The 21,357-nt window shown below is 42.8% G+C and carries 16 protein-coding genes and 1 tRNA gene; 6 read left to right on the top strand and 11 right to left on the bottom strand.

Going from position 1 to position 21,357, the window contains the following annotated elements; genetic code table 11:
• The first annotated feature begins 5 nt into the window (after positions 1-5).
• The 5 genes from IKL48_02050 to IKL48_02030 all read left to right on the top strand — a co-directional run bounded on the left by IKL48_02050 (position 6) and on the right by IKL48_02030 (position 5,443).
• Positions 6-848, top strand: coding sequence for an NAD(+)/NADH kinase (locus IKL48_02050; protein ID MBR3603462.1), 843 nt, complete (start codon positions 6-8; stop codon positions 846-848).
• Positions 841-2,502, top strand: coding sequence for a DNA repair protein RecN (recN, locus tag IKL48_02045; protein MBR3603461.1), 1,662 nt, complete (start codon positions 841-843; stop codon positions 2,500-2,502). Before IKL48_02050 ends, recN begins: the two co-directional genes overlap by 8 nt.
• Positions 2,503-2,601: 99 nt before the next feature.
• Entirely contained in the window at positions 2,602-2,922 is a 321-nt protein-coding gene (locus IKL48_02040; GenBank protein ID MBR3603460.1) for a hypothetical protein, read from the top strand.
• Positions 2,923-2,978: 56 nt separating this feature from the next.
• Entirely contained in the window at positions 2,979-4,337 is a 1,359-nt protein-coding gene (locus IKL48_02035; protein MBR3603459.1) for a hypothetical protein, read from the top strand.
• Positions 4,337-5,443, top strand: coding sequence for a glycerate kinase (locus IKL48_02030; GenBank protein MBR3603458.1), 1,107 nt, complete (start codon positions 4,337-4,339; stop codon positions 5,441-5,443). Before IKL48_02035 ends, IKL48_02030 begins: the two co-directional genes overlap by 1 nt.
• Here IKL48_02030 and IKL48_02025 read toward each other — a convergent pair.
• The 9 genes from IKL48_02025 to mutS all read right to left on the bottom strand — a co-directional run bounded on the left by IKL48_02025 (position 5,440) and on the right by mutS (position 17,982).
• A complete protein-coding gene (locus tag IKL48_02025; protein ID MBR3603457.1) occupies positions 5,440-6,093 on the bottom strand; it encodes an HAD family hydrolase in 654 nt (217 codons plus the stop codon). The two genes, IKL48_02030 and IKL48_02025, sit on opposite strands and share 4 nt — an antisense overlap.
• A 50-nt stretch (positions 6,094-6,143) precedes the next feature.
• Entirely contained in the window at positions 6,144-7,028 is an 885-nt protein-coding gene (locus IKL48_02020) for an NAD(P)H-hydrate dehydratase (protein MBR3603456.1), read from the bottom strand.
• A gap of 8 nt (positions 7,029-7,036) precedes the next feature.
• On the bottom strand, positions 7,037-8,878 hold the full coding sequence (glmS, locus tag IKL48_02015; GenBank protein ID MBR3603455.1) for a glutamine--fructose-6-phosphate transaminase (isomerizing): 1,842 nt from the start codon (positions 8,876-8,878) through the stop codon (positions 7,037-7,039).
• Between the two features lie 9 nt (positions 8,879-8,887).
• Positions 8,888-9,604, bottom strand: coding sequence for a pyridoxine 5'-phosphate synthase (locus IKL48_02010; protein MBR3603454.1), 717 nt, complete (start codon positions 9,602-9,604; stop codon positions 8,888-8,890).
• The gene (gene glmM / locus IKL48_02005) at positions 9,604-10,953 is read right to left on the bottom strand and encodes a phosphoglucosamine mutase (GenBank protein MBR3603453.1); all 1,350 of its coding nucleotides are present in this window, start codon (positions 10,951-10,953) and stop codon (positions 9,604-9,606) included. The genes IKL48_02010 and glmM overlap by 1 nt, the downstream gene beginning before the upstream one ends.
• Before the next feature lie 64 nt (positions 10,954-11,017).
• A complete protein-coding gene (gene ftsH, locus IKL48_02000; protein ID MBR3603452.1) occupies positions 11,018-12,919 on the bottom strand; it encodes an ATP-dependent zinc metalloprotease FtsH in 1,902 nt (633 codons plus the stop codon).
• Complete coding sequence (gene hpt / locus IKL48_01995) at positions 12,919-13,446, bottom strand: hypoxanthine phosphoribosyltransferase (GenBank protein ID MBR3603451.1); 528 nt, start codon at positions 13,444-13,446, stop codon at positions 12,919-12,921. The genes ftsH and hpt overlap by 1 nt, the downstream gene beginning before the upstream one ends.
• A 119-nt stretch (positions 13,447-13,565) precedes the next feature.
• Entirely contained in the window at positions 13,566-15,422 is a 1,857-nt protein-coding gene (gene mutL, locus IKL48_01990; protein MBR3603450.1) for a DNA mismatch repair endonuclease MutL, read from the bottom strand.
• Positions 15,415-17,982 (bottom strand): DNA mismatch repair protein MutS, encoded by a 2,568-nt coding sequence (mutS, locus tag IKL48_01985; GenBank protein MBR3603449.1) that lies wholly within the window; start codon positions 17,980-17,982, stop codon positions 15,415-15,417. The genes mutL and mutS overlap by 8 nt, the downstream gene beginning before the upstream one ends.
• A gap of 263 nt (positions 17,983-18,245) precedes the next feature.
• Here mutS and IKL48_01980 point away from each other — a divergent pair.
• Positions 18,246-18,329, top strand: a tRNA-Tyr gene (locus IKL48_01980).
• A 163-nt stretch (positions 18,330-18,492) separates the two neighbouring features.
• Here the strand turns inward: IKL48_01980 and IKL48_01975 are convergent.
• The gene (locus tag IKL48_01975) at positions 18,493-19,113 is read right to left on the bottom strand and encodes a hypothetical protein (GenBank protein ID MBR3603448.1); all 621 of its coding nucleotides are present in this window, start codon (positions 19,111-19,113) and stop codon (positions 18,493-18,495) included.
• A gap of 154 nt (positions 19,114-19,267) precedes the next feature.
• On the bottom strand, positions 19,268-21,357 hold a 2,090-nt coding region (gene alaS / locus IKL48_01970; protein MBR3603447.1), incomplete at its 5' end, for an alanine--tRNA ligase.

Below are 21,357 nucleotides of genomic sequence, written 5' to 3'. Positions count from 1 at the left end.
TACAGATGAATATACGCAAAATTGCCCTTGTTTTTAATCCTTCTCAACCGTTAGCAGAAAATATGGCCAAACGGTTGGCAGATTTTTTGTGTAAAAAAAGGGTCCAAAGCAAAATTTTAAATGATTATCGGCAATTACCTTCTTGTCCCCAAATAGACCTCTGCGTTAGTTTGGGAGGAGACGGAACTGCCCTGCGTTGTGCACGCCAGACAGCCCCTTTATCCATACCGCTATTGGCGATTAACTGTGGCAGTTTGGGGTTTTTATCCGCCTGTGAAGCAGAAGAAGCGGAAAACTGTTTAGAACAAATTTTAGCAGGCAATTATCACACTACTCAACGGGTGCTCTTGCAAGGTTCTATTTGGCACCAAGACGGAAAAAGCACTGAAAATCTTTTAGCCTTTAACGACTGCGTGATTAAAACGGCAGACCCGTTGGCTTTTACGTTGCGTGCTGATTGGAACGGAAAAGAACTTAAACATTTTTATGGAGACGGCGTTATTGTCTCCACACCGGCAGGCTCTACCGCTTATTCTTTGGCCGCAGGCGGACCGATTGTGGCCCCCGATTTAGATGCTTGGGTCATTACGCCTATTTGCCCTCACAGTTTAACGGAAAGGCCCATTATCTTACGCGCAGACGGCCGGTTAATCTTTGAACCTCTATTTAAAAATCAACAAGAAAATTTTGTTGTCAGTTTTGACGGCCAAAACAACTACTATTTAAAGCCTACGGAGAAAGTCTGTCTGCAACGATACGCACACAAAGCACAACTCATCAGTGCCGGAAGTTTTGATTTTTTTGGTCGTCTCCGCCGAAAATTGGAATGGGGGACCCGTAATGCTTAAAAGGCTTTCCGTTAAAAATTTTGCCGTCATTTCCGCTATAGAATTTTCTCCAAAATCCGGTTTGAATGTCTTTACCGGAGAAACAGGTGCCGGAAAATCTGTAGCCATTGCCGCGCTTGGCTTTGCTTTAGGCGCCAGAGCTTCCGCCTCTTTCATCAAAGACGGTGCTGATAAAGTAGAAGTACAAGCAGAATTTGATGCTCACACCGTACCTGCTTCTCTTTTAGAAAAATATGCCTTAGATGGAAAAACTATCCTTTTTACACGCTCTTTAGACAGAAAAGGGAAAGGAAGGGCCTTCTTAAATAAACGCCCCGTACCGGTGGCAGCCTTAGCAGAAATTGGTAAAACTTTGGTAGATTTTCACGGTCAACACGAACATCAAAGCCTGCTGCAAACGGAAGTGCAATTGCAAATGTTGGATGGCTTTGCCCAACTGCTGCCGTTGCGTCAGCAAACCCAGCACGCGTGGAAAAATTGGACCGATGCCCAAGCCAAATTAGCAGCCGCACAAATGAGTGAGCAGGAAAAACAACGCCAGCTGGATTTGTGTCTTTTTCAATTAAAAGAAATTGAAAACATAAATCCCAAATCAGGCGAAGATGTGGAACTAGACCAAAAACTACCACAACTCAAACATGCCGGCAAATTATTAGAAGCAGCAGCAGAGGCCTATCGTGCTTTGTATGAAGATGAAATTTCTGCCACTTCGTTATTAGGGCGCGCCATTCGGCATGTACAAGACATGACGGAAAAAGATGAAAGTTTAGAGCCGGTGTTGGAATCTTTGACTCAAGCAGAAACCTTCATATCCGATGCTTGCCAAGAAATCAGCGCTTACCGCGACGGCTTAGATGCTGACCCGCAGACATTAGACTCTTTACTCACGCGACACGAGAAAATAAAACGCCTGAAATTAAAATACGGTCCCGAACTATCAGATGTTTTGCATACGGCACAGCAGATGAAAGAACAAATTGACCGTTTGCAAAATTCTCAACTAGTGGAAAAAGAATTACAACAAGAAGTAGAAAAAACACGACAGACTTTAGATAATTTATGTGAGCAACTGCATGACAAACGCTACGAGGCGGCGCAAAAATTGGCAGCCTTGTTAAAAAAAGAAATTACACCGTTGGGATTTGATGGGCTAGAGTTTGAAATTGCGGTGGAAATGGACAGCGAAAACCCCACCCAGACAGGGGCCGACCGCGTAGAATTTTTATTCTCTCCCAATCCGGGCCAAGCCTTAAGACCCTTGCACCAAACCGCTTCCGGCGGCGAACTTTCCCGCGTAATGTTAGGGCTTAAAACTGTTTTGGCCGGAGAAGTACCCACCATGATTTTTGATGAAGTGGACACCGGCATCGGGGGCAGAACTGCCACTTTGGTGGGGCACAAATTGCGCAGTGTCGCACAAGGAAGACAGGTTTTATGTGTCACCCATTTGGCTACGGTAGCCGCCTGCGCGGATGCGCACTTTCACATAGAAAAAGCAACCGACGGGAAAAAGACAGAAGTCTCTTTGCGCGCCTTAACCGAAAAAGAAATAGTGCCGGAAATTGCCCGCATGTTGGGAGCTTTATCCGAAGCGGACGAAACAGCCATTTCCCATGCACGCCAAATGCTGCAGGCATCTCGCAAAATAAAATAACTATTTTAAATACACTTTTTTGGGCTTGCTTTTGATACAATATAAAGTGACAACGGCAGTGGGGGTTTCCCTGCCGGATTTTAACAAAGGAGAAATATTATGGCTTGCAAATGCAAATTCTTACCACACAACTGGTTCTGCTTAAAAGGCTTATACTGGATTTTTGTGACCTTGTTCTACTTGACCATTGCTTACGCAATTTATATCGTGTACTTGATGAGTACCACCCCGATGTTGACAGGTGTTGCTTATCGGGAAAGTTTGCTCGGCTTCTTGTTGAATGTTTTCAGCATTTTGTTGGGTCTTATTACGGTAGCAAAAATTATCAAAGCCGTTGCTAAAATTAAAAAAGCAGTGGCTCCTTGCTGCTGCCAAGCCCACCAAGAAGAAGTGGTGGTTGTTTCCAGCCAAGACAAATAATTTATCAAAAGGCGGCGTGCTAAACGCCGCCTTTTTGCCTGTATGTTGGAGTTGCCATGAAAAAACCCCTCTCCTTATTTTTATCCCTTTTTATTTTTTCCTTTTCTTTCGCCGAAACTATCAAACTTAAAAATGGCACTTTTTTAAGCGGTTCCATTGTTTCTCAAACAGAATATACACTCAATCTAAATACTTCCTACGGACCGGTGGTTCTGAACCAACGCGAAGTGGAGGCCATTCTACCGGATAAACACCGCGTATTTTTAAAAGGCGGCTCTCAGTTGGTGGGAGTCATTGTAGATTTGGACGAATTTAACATGAAACTTCAAACCGATGAAGGCATGGTAAATATAGATATGCCTCAAATCGTTTCCATAGAAGTGTATGATTACGAACAAGGCGAAAGTGTCAAACAGACCATCTCTCAAAAACAAGCCGAACAAAAAGAATTGGCACAACAAGCACAGCGCCAAGCCGCTTTAACCGTTGACGCAGCCACCGCTACTGCACAAACCACTGTGCCAGCGGCCGGAGGTTTAACATTTGACTCGGATATTGAAAAAGTATTTGATGTAAAAAAAGCCGAAGTTGTCAACGGACAGGTACAGACTGTACAAGAAGTTTCCGCAGCAGACATCCGCGCCCAACGCACCAGACAAATGACAGACGAAGAAGCCTTTTTAAAGGGGGTTTCTCCTTCTAAATCTGAAGAAAAAATCCAGCAAACCGCTGAAGCGGCCCGTAGCGGAAAGTTAGAAAAGATAAAAAAAGCAGAAGCCAAAAAAGCCAAACGCCCCAAAGATGCCGATAGCAATAAATACTTTGCTATTACGGTCGGAAGTCAAAGCGGAGATTTAAAATTGGATAACTCCAAGCGGGCTGGCTTTGCCGGAACGGAACCTTATGATGTAGGCGGGAACGGGGTACGCGCAGAAGCAGCCTTTTTATGGCGTTTAAAAAGCAGCAATTTATGGTTAGGGCCTGCATTAGCCATCGCCAATATTCCCAATGCTTCTTTTAAAGATTTAGACCCTGCCGTCATAGACGGCAATGAGCAGTCCATGATTAACAATGGATATTTGGCTTATGACCCGGACGTCAGCACCAGCGGACAAATGATTGATATCATGGCAAAGGCCAATTATTATTTCAATCCGGATCACTTATTCTCTTTTTATTTAACGGGAAACGTTGGATACAGAATGTTGTCTCTTAATTATCGGGGAGGCATCGATTCTAAATCCATCGATGCCAATACGTTTATCGCCGCGGCAGGGTTTGGAGTGGAAACACACGTTGACGATATGATGCTGGGACTTGAGGTGCAAGAATTTTTTACTCCCTACTCCTCTGAGTTAAAACAATCCGATAGTGCCAACACTGTTATTTCCGCCAAAATCAGTTGGAAATTTTAATGAAAATTTTAATATTACCCAACAGTTTTAAAGGTTCTTTAAGCGCGCGCCAGACGGCGCGCGTTTTAAGCACTGCGCTTAAAAAACAACATCTTGTAAAAAGTTTTCCGTTATCTGATGGAGGAGACGGATTTATAGATTTATGGAGGGCCCTTTTCCCCTCCTCGCAAACCGTCCGCTTGCGTACGGAAAATGCCTTTGGCAAAAAAGTCTGCGCCACTTATCTTTGGTTGCCCAACACAAAAACCGCCATTATAGAAACTGCCCGTATTTGTGGATTAGGCAACGCTAAAAAAGAAGAATTAGATCCTTTACATGCATCTTCTTTTGGAGTAGGAAAGACCATGCTTCACGCCATCAAAAAAGGGGCTAAAAAAATTTATATCGGCTTAGGTGGCGTGGCCTGCAATGACGGAGGGGCCGGAATCGCACAAGCACTCGGAGCCAGATTTTTGGCGAAAGATAAATCAGAACTGCCACTTGGTGCTCAACCGCTTTTTTACTTAAATCATTTGGATCTGAGCGATCTTCAAAAACAGATTAAAAATATCAAAATCTATGCAGTGGCGGATGTCACCAACCCCATGCTCGGCCCGAAGGGATCCGCCCGCATTTTCGGCCCACAAAAAGGAGCTACGAGTAAACAGGTGGAAACTTTAGAAAAGGCACTTTCCGTTTACGCACGGGTGGTAAAGAAAGCCACCGGAAAAGATATCGCTCGTACGCCCTCTACCGCAGCGGCAGGCGCTTTGTGCGCGGGATTATATGGATTGTTAAACGCAGAGATTATTTTGGGGGCTGATTTTTTACAAAAGCATTTACCCTTAAACAAATGGACCAAATGGGCTGATTTATTGATTACTTCTGAAGGGAAGTTAGACCGTCAAACTTTATTTGGTAAGGCTCCCTCTTGTGTACTAAATATCGCCGCTAAATATAAAAAGCCGGTATGCTTTATCTGCGGATTTTACGAAGAAAAAATAATTCACAATCTGCCAAGAAATCTTTCACTCACCTTAATTAGTTTGAGTGACTTCGCCAAAAACCAATCAGATTCCATGTTGCATTGCCGTCGCTATCTTCTACAAGCAATACGAACTATTTAAAGCAAAATCTTGGCAATATCCTCTGCTTTTTCTGCCACAAACGCAGGGTTGAAACGCATCAATTCTTCTTTTGTACGAAAGCCCCATGTCACCGCGCAAGAATCCACTTGCGCATTTTGGGCCGTCAGCATATCCACATCAGAATCACCGACGTATAAAGTTTCTTGTGAAGATATTTGAGTAGATTTTAAAATCTCTTTTACAAACAATGGATCCGGTTTAACGGGCAGACCGTCTCTTTGACCCAACACTGCTGCAAAAGCAATCTGCGGAAAATAGTGATGGACTAATTTTTCGGTAGCACTTTGGTATTTATTGGAAGCCACTGCTAAAACAAATCCCTTTTTCTGTAGATTTTCCAACAACTCTACAATGCCTGCGTAGGGGCGAGTCAAATCTGCATTATGTTCGTCATAGTACGGAACAAACAAAGCCCTTACTTTAGCAATATTTTCCGTTGTACGGGCATTTGGTGGCAGAGCACGCTCAAAGAGTTTATTAATACCGCTACCTACAAAACGGTAGTAGGCGTTTTGAGGGTGCAGAGCAAAGCCCAATTTTTCCAAAGCCTGATTGGTAGATTGCGCCAAATCGGAAATGGTATCCAACAGGGTACCGTCTAAATCAAATATAACTAATTTCTTGCTCATAAATATTTATAAAAGATTTATATCTGATTCATTGAATAGTTTAAAATTTATTATTCGTTATCCAACACTTCTTTAAAAGCATTCGGCAGTTGAGACAACAAATCACTAGCCAAAACGCAATAATCCGTTAATATTTTGGAAGCCAAATCTCCACACAGACCATGCAAATAGACTCCACAGGCGGCTGCTTTCAAGGCACTATTGTTATTCAACCCTTCCTGCGCGGCCAACTGAGCCCAAAGCCCACTAATATAACCGGCTAACACATCCCCGCTGCCGGCTTTGGCTAAAGCAGGGCCTCCCGTCGGATTAATATAGATTGTTTCTCCATCGGTTATCACCGTTTCAAATCCCTTTAAAACAGTGACTCCTTTTGTTTGGGCACTAAGTTTTTTAGCATAATTTTCCCTTTGTGCTTGATCTGAAGAAACAGGCTTATCAAGCAATCTGGCCATTTCTCCCGGATGAGGAGTACAAATACAAGGCATAGGTAATGATGGAAAAGCGGCTAACGCAGACAAGGCATTTAATCCGTCAGCATCAATTACACAAGGGATACGGCAGGTTTTTAAAAACTCAACAATCAACTCACTCTTAGAAAGGCCGGGACCTATTAATATAACGGAGGGATTAAATTCTTGGATAAACTGATTTATTTGAGGTAGTGCTCTCTTGGATAGAATCCCGTTTTCCTCTGGCAAAGGAAGTGTTAACATTTCCGCAAGGGCCGACGCGGCAATACATTGGCTGCTTTTAGGCAAGGCCAATGCCACCAATCCGGCACCCACCTGAAGTGTAGCCCGAGCGCACAATACAGCGGCCCCTGTCATTTTCTCACAGCCGGCTATAATCAGCACCCGTCCAAACGTTCCTTTATGAGAATGCTTAGGACGAATGGGCAAAAAAGACTTTATTAAGGCCCTATTCAGGCGCATCAGCGCTCCTATTCTACGGTGACGCTCTTGGCTAAATTACGCGGATGATCAATATCATGCCCTAAACGTTTAGCCACCCAATAAGCAAAAAGTTGCAAAGCAATAACATCTAAAATGGGCTGCAAATATTCGCTGGTTCGAGGAACAATAATTTGTTTATCCGAAACAGAAGCAGCCTCCGTTTCTCCATCGGGAGTAGTTAATGCTATCACAAATGCTCCACGAGCCCGACATTCCTGACAGGCAGACAGCATTTTATCAAACAGATGATTTTTAGGCATCAAAACAATAACGGGAGTGGCTTTATCAATAATAGAAATCGGCCCATGTTTAATTTCGCCTGCGGCAAATCCTTCCGCCGGCAAATAAGAAATTTCTTTCAGTTTGAGCGCGCCTTCTAAAGCGATGGGATAATCTACATTGCGCCCCAAGAAAATAAAGCGATTAGACTTGTATACCTTCTTGGTTAAATGACGCACCGCATATTCTATTTTTAATGTTTCCATCACCGCTCTGGGCATAGCCATTAATTCTTTAACCAGTCTATCAAACATTTTTTGGCTGATATTACCGGAAGCATGCCCTAAGAAAACAGCCAAAACATATAAAGAAATTATTTGACTGGTAAACGACTTAGTGGAAGCCACACTGATTTCAGGACCGCAGTGCGTAAAAAACACACTATTACAAGCGCGCGTCAATGCAGAACCCAATACATTACAAATAGCCAAACGCTTAAAGCCCAATTCTTGTGCTTTTTTAACTGCACCCAACGTGTCGGCCGTTTCACCGGATTGACTGACGGCAATGCACAAAGTATCTTTGGCCGGAGGAATAGTGCGGTACTTAAACTCACTGGATAAATCGACCGAAGCGGTCACACCGGCAAAATTTTCCAAATAATACTTTCCGAGCATGGCCGCATGATAGGCCGTACCGCAACCCACCAAGTACACGTTTCTTATTTTGCGTAAATCTTCTGTTTTTAATCCCAAAATACGGCCAAAATTCTCTTTGGCAGCACGCAAAGTATCTTCTACACCTTGTGATTGCTCATAGATTTCTTTAAGCATAAAATGCGGATATCCGCTTTTTTCCAACGTTTTCTGGTCCCAAGAAATTTTGGTAGTTTTTACTTTTGCTTCTTGTCCGTCTATGCCATAGAGTTTAACGTCTTTTTCCGTCAAAACAACGGTTTCCCCGTCTTCTAAAAAGAGTACTTTGTTGGTATATTTAAGAAAAGCTGGGACATCGGTAGCCAAAAAATTTTCATCTTTTCCAAGCCCTACTACCAACGGACTTTGGTTTTTAACACCGATAATCTGTTTTGGTGTACGCGCCCACAAAACACTGTAAGCAAAAGCACCATGCAGTTCATTATTGGTCTTTAAAACAGCACGCAATAGTGCTTCTTCCTCTTTTAAACCATGTATATGCTTTAAATTTTCTTCTATCAGGTGCGCTATTACTTCTGTATCGGTTTCACTGTGAAATTTATGTCCGAGAGTTTTTAATTTTTCTCTTAAGGTAAGAAAATTTTCGATAATACCGTTATGAACTACTACTATTTCTCCGCTACAATCTGTGTATGGGTGAGCGTTTTCTTCACTTTGTTTACCATATGTGGCCCAACGTGTATGCCCGATACCGCAATTTCCATTCATCTTAGATAGCAGCGTTGCTTTTTCCAACTCTGCCACCTTACCCATTGCACGTACCCGATGCACGCTGCCATCTTGCACAACAGCCATTGCGGCGGAATCATAACCGCGGTACTCCAGCTTCTTTAATCCTTCGATTAAAAAACCAACGCTATCCTTAGTTCCTACGTATCCAATAATTCCGCACATAATTACTCCTTAAAGCAATTCTTTCATAGCACACACGGCGTTGGGAAGTCCTGCCAATACGGCCCGAGAAATAATAGAAAATCCTATATTCATACAACTAACACCGCATAAATCTGCCACCGGAAGTACATTTTCATAATCTAACCCATGCCCGGCATGCACTTCTAATCCTAGTTCTTTAGCCAACAAAGAGGCTAAGGCTAATTCACGCAATAATTTGGCTTGTTCTTTTTTATTTTTTGCTTCGCTATAATCACGCGTACAAAGTTCTACGATATCGGCTCCGCACTTGGCAGCAGCACGAATGGATTGGGCCGTCGGATCTACAAATAAACTAACCTTAATGCCTTTTTTTTGCAAAGCCTCCGTCATTTGACGAATACGAGTAAAATTTTTGGGAGTAAATTTTAAACCGCCCGTTGTGGTCACTTCACCGGGCAGTTCCGGCACAATACAGACAGACCCCGGCTTATGTTTCAGAGCCATCTTTTCCATCTTTAATGAAAAATTACATTCTAAGTGAATATGTTTTCGGTAAGCCTTGCATAAACGGGCCAAATCTTTTTCATTCATATGCCGCTCATCGGCACGCACGTGAATAACAATATAATCTGCCCCTACGCGCAAACAAAGATCAGCAGCGGTTAACGGATCGGGATAGGAGGCGCGACGCGCTTGGCGCAGCGTTGCCACATGATCAATATTAACACCTAATTGTAAAGCCATTATTTTTCCTCCATCTTACAGCGGTAGAGAGTTTCGGCCTCTTCGGCTATTTGATGCACCAGAGTTTCGTCTTCTCCTTCCACCAAAATACGCAGTTTGGGTTCAGTGCCGCTATAGCGCACAAAAAGTCGGCCTTTTTTCCCCAAACGGCCCTCTAATTGTTTAATCCCTTCCAAAAAATGGGGCAAATCTTCCAGCGGTTTTTTTTCTTTGACCATAACGGCACGCAATTCACAGGGATATTTTTTCCAACGCAAAGCAAATTCACTGACGGAAAGACCCGATTTTTTGGCTAATTTCAAAAATTGCAAAGCAGATAAAATGCCGTCACCGGTATTGGAATAAGTAGGGAAAATAATATGACCGGACGTTTCCCCCCCGATGGACAATCCTTCTTTTTCTAGGGCTTGAGAAACATATTTGTCTCCCACCGGAGTCAACACCATATCCACACCGTTGTCTTTAAGATAATTGATACAACCCAAATTAGCCATTACGGTCATAACGGCTTTATTTTTTGGCAATTTCCCTTGCTCTTTTAATGCCAAGGCAGCAGCGGCAATAATATACTCCCCGTCTAATTGACGTCCTTCTTCATCGGAAGCAATCACACGGTCTGCATCTCCGTCAAAACTAAAACCGATATAGGCTTTTTCCTTTTTAACCAAAGTACGCATTTTGGAGGTATGCAAAGCACCCACCCCTTCATTAATCTCGGCACCGTTATTTTTATCGGCCATGACCACTACTTGCATACCTAAAGATTCAAAAACTTCCGGCGCAATCTTATAAGCGGCCCCATTGGCACAATCCAAGACTACTTTTGTTCCCTTCAACAAAGAGGCATCCACTGTTGCTTTTAAAAAGTTTTTATATCCTTCCACCAATTCTGCCGCACAGCGGTAGGAGCCTGTGGGGGAAGGAATTTCCGTTGTTTTCTCTAACAAAGTCTCTATTCTTTCTTCCAAATCTTCCGCAAGTTTGGTTCCTTTATTAGAGAAAAATTTAATACCGTTAAACTCCGGAGGATTATGGCTGGCAGAAATGACAATGCCGCAGACGGACCCTGTTTGTTTCACCGCTTCGGCCACAGACGGCGTAGGAGAAATGCCCATATCCAACACATTAGCGCCGGCGGCACGAATCCCTTTAGAGAGTGATTGCAAAATAGAAGGACCGGACAAACGAGTATCTCTAGCAATAATTACTTGGTTTTTTAAGCCTTTTGATTCAGCGCTAGCCAACAATTCTTTTAAGGCACAATAACCCAACTTTTCCACAAAATCGTCTACCAGCGGAAATTCTCCCGCCACAGCGCGTACACCGTCTGTTCCAAAATACTTTGTCATAATTTTTTCCTCTTAAAGAGAAAACTCTTTATAAAATGAGCCCGCAAACATTGCGGGCATTTTATTAAAATAATTCCTCTTGTTGCTGATCCTGAGAAACATTTTCTTTTTTATCTTCACTCGCTTTTTCAGCGGGTTCGTCTTTTTTCTCAGGGGTCAAACCCAAAATTTCATCAATTTCGGCCGCCTCTACTACTTCTTTTTCCAAAAGTCTTTCAACTAATGTATCAAATTGAGCACGATGGGAAGTAATGATTTGTTGCGCTCTGGCATAAGCATTGTGCAAAGTATCAGAGATTTCTGCATCAATTTTACGAGCCAAATCCTCAGAGTATTGGCGATGGCGCGATAAGTCCCGCCCTAAGAAAACTTCTCCCTCTTCTCCACCGGGCAAAGCAATAGGGCCGATTTTTTCGCTCATACCCAACTCCATAATCATTTTACGGGCATAAGCGGTGGCCTTGTTCAAATCGTCACTGGCACCGGAAGTAATCTCTCCAAAGACGATTTCCTCCGACACGCGACCTGCCAACAATATACAAATACGGTCTAAAATTTCCGATTTGCTGGTTAAAAATTTATCTTCCAGCGGTAATTGCAACGTATATCCCAAAGCCTGACCTCTGGGGATAATGGTCACTTTATGCACCGGATCAGAGTGATGAGTAAGTCTGGCCACCACCGTATGTCCCACTTCATGAGCAGCAATAATTCTTTTTTCTTTTTCGGAAATAATGCGGCTCTTTTTTTGCGGACCGGCGATTACACGTTCCACCGCTTCGTCCATATCGGCATTATCCACCGCTTCTTTATCGGCGCGAGCAGCCAAAATGGCAGCCTCATTAATAACATTGGCCAAATCCGCCCCTACAAAGCCGGGAGTTCCTTTGGCAATGGTTTTCAAATCCACTTCCGGTGCCAATTTTACTTTTTTAGCATGTACTTTTAAAATTTCTTCACGTCCTTTCAAGTCCGGCGCCGGCACAGATACGTGGCGATCAAAACGACCCGGACGGATCAAGGCCGGATCCAACACGTCGGGACGGTTGGTAGAAGCCATTAAAATAATACCTTGTTTGCTTTCAAAACCGTCCAATTCAATGAGTAGTTGGTTTAAGGTTTGCTCACGCTCATCATGACCGCCGCCGATACCGGCAAAACGTCTGCGGCCTACGGCGTCCAACTCATCAATAAAAATAATAGCAGGGGAATTCTTTTTGGCTTGTTCAAACAAATCTCTTACGCGGGCCGCACCCACCCCTACGAACATTTCCACAAATTCAGAAGCGGACGCACTGAAAAAAGCCACACCGGCCTCTCCGGCCACCGCTTTGGCGAGCAAGGTTTTACCCGTACCGGGAGCACCATACAACAACACGCCTTTGGGCAGTTTGCCGCCGATTTTATGAAATTTTTTAGGATTTTTTAAAAACTTAATAATATCTTGCAGTTCTTCTTTAGCTTCTTCTACACCGGCCACATCTTTAAAAGTGATATTTTGTTTGGAAGGGTCCTGCATTTTGGCTTTACTGCGGGCAAAATTCATGGCACTCTTTCCATCGTTTCTTTGCGGACGAATAAATACAAACCACCACAAACCAATCAATAAGAAAATCCACAATACGTTAAACAAAATATTGCCGACCCAACTGCTGTCTACCTGTGCTTTGAAACCCACATTTTTAGCAGTCAACTCACGCACTAAATCAGGATCTTCCATGCGAATGGTTTTAAATTTACTTTCTTTTCCCTCCGCATCTTTCAACGTGCCGGTAATTACCGTCGGGGCTACCGTTAAATTAGACACTTCGGCAGAAGCCACTTTTTGCTTAAAGTCAGAATAGTCTAACTCTTTGGTTTGCGCACCGGGACGATTAAAAAAGAAAACCGCTACGGCGAAAATAGCCACCCAAACCAAAATTTGATTTAGGGAAATAATACGACGATTGTTTTTTTGCTTATTCATTATTTTTTAAATACTCCGATATACGGTAAGTTGCGATACAACTCATTGTAGTCCAACCCATAACCGATGACAAATTCATTTTCTACCTGAAAGCCCACATATTTAGGGTGCACTTCCACTTTGCGGTTAGCCGGTTTGTCGAGCAAACAACAAATCTCAATGCTAGCAGCACCGCGACTTTTTAAATTTTGCATCAAATAATCCAACGTAAGCCCCGTATCCACAATGTCTTCTACAATAATCACGTGGCGTCCTTTAATACTTTCACGCAAATCCAACATAGTGCGCACTTCTCCTGTGGAGTTGGTGCCATTGTAAGAAGACAAGCACATAAAATCCATCGTGCAATCTACGCTTACTTCACGCAAAAGATCTGCATAAAACATAACACAACCGCGCAAAATACCCACAAAAAGAGGTTGTTTACCTCTGTAATCAGCAGAGATTTCACGTCCTAATTCGGCAATTCTTTCCGCCAGTTGTTCTTTTGAAAATAAAATACGTTGCAAAACGGGTGTATCGGACATATTCCCTCCATAAAAATATATATATACAGGATACCTTATTTTACCTTTTCTGTGAAGTAAAAAATACAATAAGGACACAAAATTTTTCGTTTTGTGTCCTTATGACAAAAAAACTTCTTTTAACGCCCAAAAAGTTTGGCAATATCCTTGATAGCCATACTTGCAATGCAAGGGCGTCCGTGCGGGCAGTGCATGCCGTCTTTGCATTTTTTCATATTTTCCAGCAATCCCTCTGCTTCTGCCGCCGATATTTGGTCATGCGCTTTAATGGCTTTTTTACAAGCCAACATCGCCACCATTTTTTGTTTCAAACTATCGCTGGATTTTGCCGGATCTGCTACAATCTCAGATAAAGACTCTATAAACCTGCGCATATCATCTTCTTTAAAACGAAGCATGGAGGGTACGGAATGCACCAGTACTGTACGCGGAGAAAAACGAGATAATTCAAATCCCGCCGTCTTCAGCCATGCTGCCCAGCTCATCAGACTTTCGGCATTACTAGGGGTCAAGTCCACATGAATAGGAAATATTAATTCCTGCACCGGCATTTGATGTTTTTCAAATTCTTGCAAATAATGTTCGTACAGAACTCTCTCTTGTGCGGCATGCTGATCGATTAAAATTAGACCGTCCGGATTTTCAAACACCAAATATGTCTTTTGCAGTTGCCCCAAATAATGATAAGGTCCGTTCCACCAAGAAGGCAACTTCTCTTCTTTTTCGTTGTCTTTTTTTTCTACTATTTCGCAGGTGATTTCAGGAGAAGTTTGATAAGAAACAGGATCTTCCGTTTCCTTCAAAGAAAAACAATTCTTGGCAGGGGTCTTTCTGGGTTCAGGCAAAATGTTTTCAAACTCTGCTGCTGAAGAAGGGAAAATAGGGGCGGATTGTTCTTGAACGGCAGAAACTTGCGGCAAAGGAGAAGAAGAATCCTTTTTACCTTCTATGGGTGTCTGAACTGATACCGCAACAGGAGTTGCCGCTTCAAAAATCGTTTCTCCAACCGCTTCCACCAACGTATGAAAAACATCTCTTTCATTTTCAAAACGAATATCTTTCTTTTGAGGATGAATATTTACATCAAAGGAAGATGGATCCATCTGCATATACACAATAAAAGCCGGATGACGGTCCTTCGGGCGGACATTTTGATAGGCTCTATAAATAGCCTGTTGAATTGTTTTGCTCTCTACGGGACGGCGATTAACAAACATAAATTGCAAATCTCGCGTAGCCACCAACTTATCCGGCGGTGTAATAAAAATTTTAAGTCCCCATTGGTCGAAACTTTTGCTAATCAAACAATCGCCTGTTTGTTGACCCAAAATTTCTTTGGCCCGCTGCAAAACAGAAGCATCATGCATGTTTTTTTGAGACGGCAAACGATACACTTCTCTGCCAGAACTTACCACCGTATATCCTACATTTAAATTGGCCAATGCGCTTTCTTCCACTACTTTTAACAAACAGGCACGCTCATAGGCAGGGCTTTTAAGAAATTTTAAACGAGCCGGCACGTTAAAAAATAAATCCGCTATTTCCACCGTTGTACCGCGTACGGCGGGAGCCGGCCTTTGAGCCAGCACTTTACCACCCTCCACTTCCAAGCAGGACCCTTCCCCTCCTTCGGTGCAGCTGCTAATACGCATTTTAGATACAGCTGCTACGGAGTAAAGTGCTTCCCCTCTAAAACCAAAAGTGCGCAGTTCATTTAAATCTTCAAAACGAGTAATTTTGCTGGTAGCATGGCGCAAAACACTAGCAGCCAAATCAGTCGGCGTCATGCCGCAGCCGTCATCATTGAGGCGAATTAACTTGCATCCCCCTTCCTCTATTGTGACATGTATATGCTCAGCACCGGCATCTATGGCATTTTCCAAAAGTTCTTTCAGCACGCCGGCAGGTCTTTCAATCACCTCTCCGGCAGCAATTTGTCCGGCTGTTTTTTCGTCTAAAACGTGGATTTTATTCATTTTCCACCCTCTTTTTCCATTCAGCAATCAACTGCAAGGCTCCCATTGGGGTCAGTTTGTTAGGATCGGTCATCTTAATCTCTTGCACAATAGGCGCAGAAAACAAATCCTGCACCGGATCTTTTTCTTTAGCGGAAATGCGGGTTGCTTTTTTGGCTTCCAAATCTTTAAGCACTTTGCGCGCACGTATAGTGACGGCTGCCGGTAGACCGGCAATTTCTGCCACATGAATTCCATACGATTGGTCCGCTGCTCCCGGTAAAATTTGATACAAAAAGGCCAACTTGCTCTGCCCCAATGCATCTTTATACTCTTTGGCTTCCACGTGATAATTTTTGATACTGGGATACTTGTTTTCCAAATCTACCAATTCAAAATAATGCGTGGCAAATAATACCTTTGCTCCACCGCGCGGTTTGTACAAATATTCCACAATAGCCCACGCAATGGATATCCCGTCAAAAGTAGACGTGCCGCGCCCCACTTCGTCTAATAAAATCAAACTGCGAGAAGTCTGTGAAGACAAAATATGAGCCGTCTCATTCATTTCCACCATAAAGGTAGAATTACCGCGTTGGAGTGCATCGTGCGCGCCGATACGGGTCATAATTTTATCTACAATCCCCACCGTAGCCGACTTCGCCGGCACAAAACTTCCCATTTGCGCCATAATAACCAACAAAGCCGTTTGTTTCAAATACACGCTTTTACCGCCCATATTCGGCCCGGTAATAAGCATCAGTTGAGTATTAAGCCCATCTATATTCAAATCATTCGGTACAAAGGAGCCGGCCGGCAACAAAGACTCTACTATCGGGTGTCGCCCCGCCTTGTAGGAGAGGCCCGTCTCATTGTTAACCGTAGGACGAACATATTGATATTTCATAGCAGCTAAAGCCAAAGACAAATATACGTCTAATTCCGCCGCCGTTTGAGCAAACTCTTTCATAGCGTGGATTTGTGTGGCAGCCGTTTTACGAATAGCATCAAACAAAGCACTTTCTAAACGTAAAATACGTCCGTCTGCATTTAAAATTTTATTTTCAAGTTCTTTTAATTCTTCTGTAATAAAACGTTCGGCATTGGTCAGTGTTTGACGACGGGTGTAATTGTACGGCACTTTTTCTATGTGGGATTTTGTCACTTCCAAATAGTATCCATACACAGAGTTATACCCTGCCTTCATACTGGAAATTCCCGTTTTTTCACGCTCGCGTTGACACAATTCTTCCAAGGCCTTTCCGCTGCCCGTTCTCAGATTGCGCAATTCGTCTAATTCTGCATTATAGCCTTGACGAATAATATTGCCATCTCCGATACGCAAAGGAGGCTCCTGCTGGATAGACTCATACAAAAGTTTTGCCAACTCTTGCGCAGCCGGATAAATAAGATCAAAACGTTCTTTTATATGAGGTGCAATGGTCAGGCCGTATTTTTCAAGCCATCTGTGTAAAGGCTCACTGTGAAGTAAAGATTGGCGCAACCCTCCCAAATCTCTGGGGGAAGCATTGCCGGCAGAAACGCGCGTCATAATGCGTTCCACATCGGAAATATTCTGCAAAATAGAAGCCAAAGCGGCCAATGCCTCCTGATTTTTCATCAGGCCTTCTATACTGTCTTGCCGACAAAGAATTTCTTCTACCGACAAAGACGGATGCAAAATCCACTCTTTTAATTTTCGACTGCCAAAAGAAGTTTTTGTGTAATCTAACAAGGACCACAAACTGCCTTGTCGGCCGCCTTCTTGATTTTTAACCAACTCCAACGTATTAACGGCATTTTCATCAATTTGCAAAGAATCGCTTAATTCGCGATAAAAGGGAATCAAGGCGTCTTTTACGCCGGGTTCAGTGGAAGAAACATAATTTAATACTTGTAAAGCACAAGAAAGGGCCAATTCTCGCCCCTTCCACATTTCTAAAATGGGCCAACTTTCAGGTAAAGAAAAATCACCGGAAAAAGAATCTATTTCCGTTAACGGAAGTTGCGCCGGAAGGATAATTTTGTTCTGTAAAACTTTTACACTTTGCTCATCTGCCACTATTTCCGCTGGATTAACAGAGGCTAAAGCAGATGCCAAAGCGGTAAAATGTTCGTCTTCCGTATTTTGCGTAGTCCAAAATTGGCCGGTAGAAACCTCCACACAAGCTAACCCCCACCCCTTTGACTGCAAACGCAAACCCACTAAAAAGTTAGATTGATTGGCATCCAACATATTGTCTTCCATGATGGTACCGGGGGTAATTACGCGAATTACTTTTCGTTCAAACAGTTTGCTTTTGCTATCGGCAGACGTGCTGACCTGCTCGCAAATGCCTATTTTCTTGCCCGCTTTAAGCAAACGTCCTATATAACCGGCCGCCGCATGAAAAGGAATGCCGCACATGGGGATCCCATGACGTTGGGTAAGCGTTAAACTTAAAATAGCACTGACCTCGCGGGCTTGTTCGTCAAACATTTCATAGAAATCGCCTAAACGAAAAAATAAAATAATGCCCGGATGTCGGCTTTTGATTTCATAATACTGCTTCATTAAAGGGGTGTTATAACTGTTCGTCATAAGGCTATTTTAACAATTTTTAGGGTGTGCGTTGGTATTTTTAATCTTTATTTATGAACTTGTGTATAGTTTTTTCCAAAAGGTGTTTTTCGTCTAAGAAATACAATATATTTTAACTGTCTGCAAGGATTTTTTATAAAAACAAAAAGGATTTTTGTAAAAAAATGACAAGTGATGGGTTTTTTTGTTATAATAAATATGTTCAAAGAATGCTTTGACCTCAAAGCTGCGGAAGTTTCGCAGCGTTTTTAATCACTTTGTTCGGTAGGGTGGCTGAGTGGTCAAAAGCAACGGTCTGTAAAACCGTCGGGCTACGCCCTACATAGGTTCGAATCCTATCCCTACCAAAATTTAAAACCGCCTCAAAAAGGCGGTTTTTTTATTTATCTATAAATCTCTCTTTTGTGTTTGCGATTATAAATATTAAAAACACGAGCACACCATCGTATTTTTTGTGTTTTCCCCCAAAAAAACACCCTATCTGTTTGATAGGGTGTTTTTTAATTAAACTTAATAAAGTCCTTCGCCTGCTCCTTCTAAACCGCGGAAATAACAGCCTTCTTCCGGCAGACTAAAATACTCACTAATTTTGTCCGTAATTTCAAGCAAAGTCAAAGATTTATCAGCACAGGTCACCCAATATTTATGCAAAAGAATTTTTTGCAAGACTTCATGTAAAGGACGAGCGGTCATTTCTTCTATGTCCGACCCGTATCTTTCCCCGGCTGCATTTGCCCAATATTGCTGTTCTTCTTCAGTAAGGGTCTTGGTAGCCGACCAAGCAACATACAAATCTTCTAATAAAAAGGTAAGATTTTGATAAGAATAAGAAGGATTTTCCTCAGACGATGCCTTTTCTATAATCTTTTCATGCACCGAAGCAACTTCCACCACTTTCTCGTATAAACCTTCATGTTCAAGTAAGACAAGTTTTATAAGTTTCAGGGCATCTTTCGCTTTTTCTGAATCCTTCATCGTCTTTTCTCTATCTGAAGCATTCAACTCCATAATGCGATTGGCACTTTCAAATGCCTTTTGAAAAGCAGGCACATAATCCTGATTTTCAGATGCAGCAAAAACGTTTGAAGAAACAAAAAGCAATCCCGTCAAAATAAAACTCATTTTTTTCATTTTCTTTTCTCCTTAATTTCTATCGTCTATATATGTATGGTATGAATTTTATATAAAAATTTACAGGGTATTTGGACCTATTTTACGGCAGAATTTAGTCCTATATTGTTTTAGGCCCTTTTAAAACCCCCGTTTTTGAAACGGGGGTTTTGATTTACAAACTTTCTTTCATTGTGCCAATCAGGTCCAGCATCGGTCGTTTGGCTTCTCCGCCGCCTTGCGCAAAATCGGGCCGTCCGCCGGCACGACCATTCAAGTCCGCCGCAATCATTTTGGCCACAGTCACCGCATCGGTATTGGGCAATTTGCCGGCCATTTTAACCACAAAAGAGCGTTTGCCGTCTTTATCACAACTGACAATGACTAAGGCTTGTGTATGTTTTTGAGCAATCGTGTCGGCAATATTACGCAACTCCTTAGGCTCTGCTCCTTCAGCATTACGCAACACCAATGTAGTGCCGTTTTTCATCGTAAAGGAGGTTTCGTTCACACCGCCTGCTGCCAAAGTTTTCTCTCTAAACTGGGTAAAGCGTTTTTTGACTTCTTTTAATTCGTCCATAATGGCATTGACGCGGGCAAAAACGTCTTTGGCAGGAACCACTAAGCGAGAGGCCAACTCATCAGCTTGTCTATTGACATTCTTTAAATAATCCAAAGCCGCATATCCGGCCACCCCTTCAATACGGCGTACACCGGCAGAAACAGACCCTTCTTTCAACACCAAAACCGTCATCACTTCTGCGGTATTTTTTACATGGGTTCCGCCACAAAGTTCCAAACTGTATTTATCTTGCGGACACTCAAAACTGCCACCCATCAGCACAAAACGGGCCGGATCGGCATACGTTTCGCCAAGCAGGGTCACCGCACCCAAACGTTCGGCATCGGCCAACGGGCGCTGCTGACAATATACAGGCAAAGCGGCTTCGGCGGCGGCATTAGCAATTTGCCAAGCACGGTTTAGTTCCTCCGCTGTCGGAGTCTTAGATAAAGTATAGTCAAAGCGGAATCTTTCCGCAGAAACAAAAGAACCGCTTTGGTGCACACTGCTTCCAAATACTTGACGCAAAGCTGCATTTACCAAGTGAATGGCACTATGGTTGGCCATACAACGTTTACGCAAAGACTCATTGACCCGCAGTTCTACCGTTTCGCCTACAGACAAAATCCCTTTCACTTTATGCAAAAATACTTTCCCAAGCGGTTTTTGCGTATCGGAGATTTGAGCAATTTCTTGACCTTCTTTTACAACCGAGCCCACATCCCCCACTTGACCGCCGGATTCTGCATAAAAAGAGGTTTTATCAAAAACGGCATATCCTTTTCCGCTCAAAGCGTCCACAAATTCAAATTCTTCATTGAGTAAGGCTAACACTTTGGCTTGTACATTTAAACTATCATATCCCACAAATTGAGTGGCGGGATAACCATTTTCCACCTTTTGCATAACTACGGCTTTTTCTTTGGAAAATTCATCTGCATAAGAGCGGCTTTTTTCTTGAGCAGTTTCTTTGGCTTTCTCATATCCGGCCTCATCTACTTCCACTCCTTTGGCAGAGGCAATTTCCTTCGTCAATTCCAAAGGAAACCCGTACGTTTCATGCAAGTGGAAAGCCTCCTCACCGGACAAAGTTTTACCGCAAGAAGCAAGCAGGGAGGATAATTTTTCTTCCCCTGTCACTAAGGTTTTTAAGAAAGTGGACTCCTCTTGTTTCAGCACATCTTGAATATGTTGGGCATTTTTGTCAATTTCAGGATATAGGCCATCAAAAATGGATTGTACCACCGGCACTAAAGTATACAAATACGGTTTTTCATTGCCCATTAATTTGGCATAGCGAGCCGCACGACGAATCAAACGACGCAAAATATAACCACGTCCTTCATTGGCAGGCAAAATACCTTCCGCAATTAACAAAGAGGAACTGCGTACATGATCGGCAATAATGCGCAAAGCAGAAATTTCTTCTTTCGTTTCACCTTTAATATTCAAATCTTTTTTGGACTGAGCCGTCAGCGGAGTGAATAAATCCGTTTCAAATACGTTGCGGGCATTTTGCATGGCCATACACAAACGTTCCAACCCCATACCCGTATCAATATTTTTATGAGGAAGTGCATTTAAAGTGCCATCTTCCTGACGGTCAAACTGTGTAAAAACCAAGTTCCAAATTTCTACATAGCGGCCACAATCGCACGTAATGTCACAATGCGGATTTTTACAGCCTTTATCGCCAAAATCAT

Source organism: Elusimicrobiaceae bacterium, assembly GCA_017520185.1.
In the GTDB taxonomy this organism is placed as follows: Bacteria; Elusimicrobiota; Elusimicrobia; order Elusimicrobiales; family Elusimicrobiaceae; genus Avelusimicrobium.
The sequence above is the reverse complement of the archived record's forward strand: the minus strand, read 5'-3'. Positions and strand labels throughout refer to the sequence as shown.

Excerpts from the sequence above, each read along its gene's own strand:
- IKL48_02050 (MBR3603462.1), top strand. The coding sequence starts at position 6 with ATGAATATACGCAAAATTGCCCTTGTTTTTAATCCTTCTCAACCGTTA.
- recN (MBR3603461.1), top strand. The coding sequence starts at position 841 with ATGCTTAAAAGGCTTTCCGTTAAAAATTTTGCCGTCATTTCCGCTATA.
- IKL48_02040 (MBR3603460.1), top strand. The coding sequence starts at position 2,602 with ATGGCTTGCAAATGCAAATTCTTACCACACAACTGGTTCTGCTTAAAA.
- IKL48_02035 (MBR3603459.1), top strand. The coding sequence starts at position 2,979 with ATGAAAAAACCCCTCTCCTTATTTTTATCCCTTTTTATTTTTTCCTTT.
- IKL48_02030 (MBR3603458.1), top strand. The coding sequence starts at position 4,337 with ATGAAAATTTTAATATTACCCAACAGTTTTAAAGGTTCTTTAAGCGCG.
- IKL48_02025 (MBR3603457.1), bottom strand. The coding sequence starts at position 6,093 with ATGAGCAAGAAATTAGTTATATTTGATTTAGACGGTACCCTGTTGGAT.
- IKL48_02020 (MBR3603456.1), bottom strand. The coding sequence starts at position 7,028 with ATGCGCCTGAATAGGGCCTTAATAAAGTCTTTTTTGCCCATTCGTCCT.
- glmS (MBR3603455.1), bottom strand. The coding sequence starts at position 8,878 with ATGTGCGGAATTATTGGATACGTAGGAACTAAGGATAGCGTTGGTTTT.
- IKL48_02010 (MBR3603454.1), bottom strand. The coding sequence starts at position 9,604 with ATGGCTTTACAATTAGGTGTTAATATTGATCATGTGGCAACGCTGCGC.
- glmM (MBR3603453.1), bottom strand. The coding sequence starts at position 10,953 with ATGACAAAGTATTTTGGAACAGACGGTGTACGCGCTGTGGCGGGAGAA.
- ftsH (MBR3603452.1), bottom strand. The coding sequence starts at position 12,919 with ATGAATAAGCAAAAAAACAATCGTCGTATTATTTCCCTAAATCAAATT.
- hpt (MBR3603451.1), bottom strand. The coding sequence starts at position 13,446 with ATGTCCGATACACCCGTTTTGCAACGTATTTTATTTTCAAAAGAACAA.
- mutL (MBR3603450.1), bottom strand. The coding sequence starts at position 15,422 with ATGAATAAAATCCACGTTTTAGACGAAAAAACAGCCGGACAAATTGCT.
- mutS (MBR3603449.1), bottom strand. The coding sequence starts at position 17,982 with ATGACGAACAGTTATAACACCCCTTTAATGAAGCAGTATTATGAAATC.
- IKL48_01975 (MBR3603448.1), bottom strand. The coding sequence starts at position 19,113 with ATGAAAAAAATGAGTTTTATTTTGACGGGATTGCTTTTTGTTTCTTCA.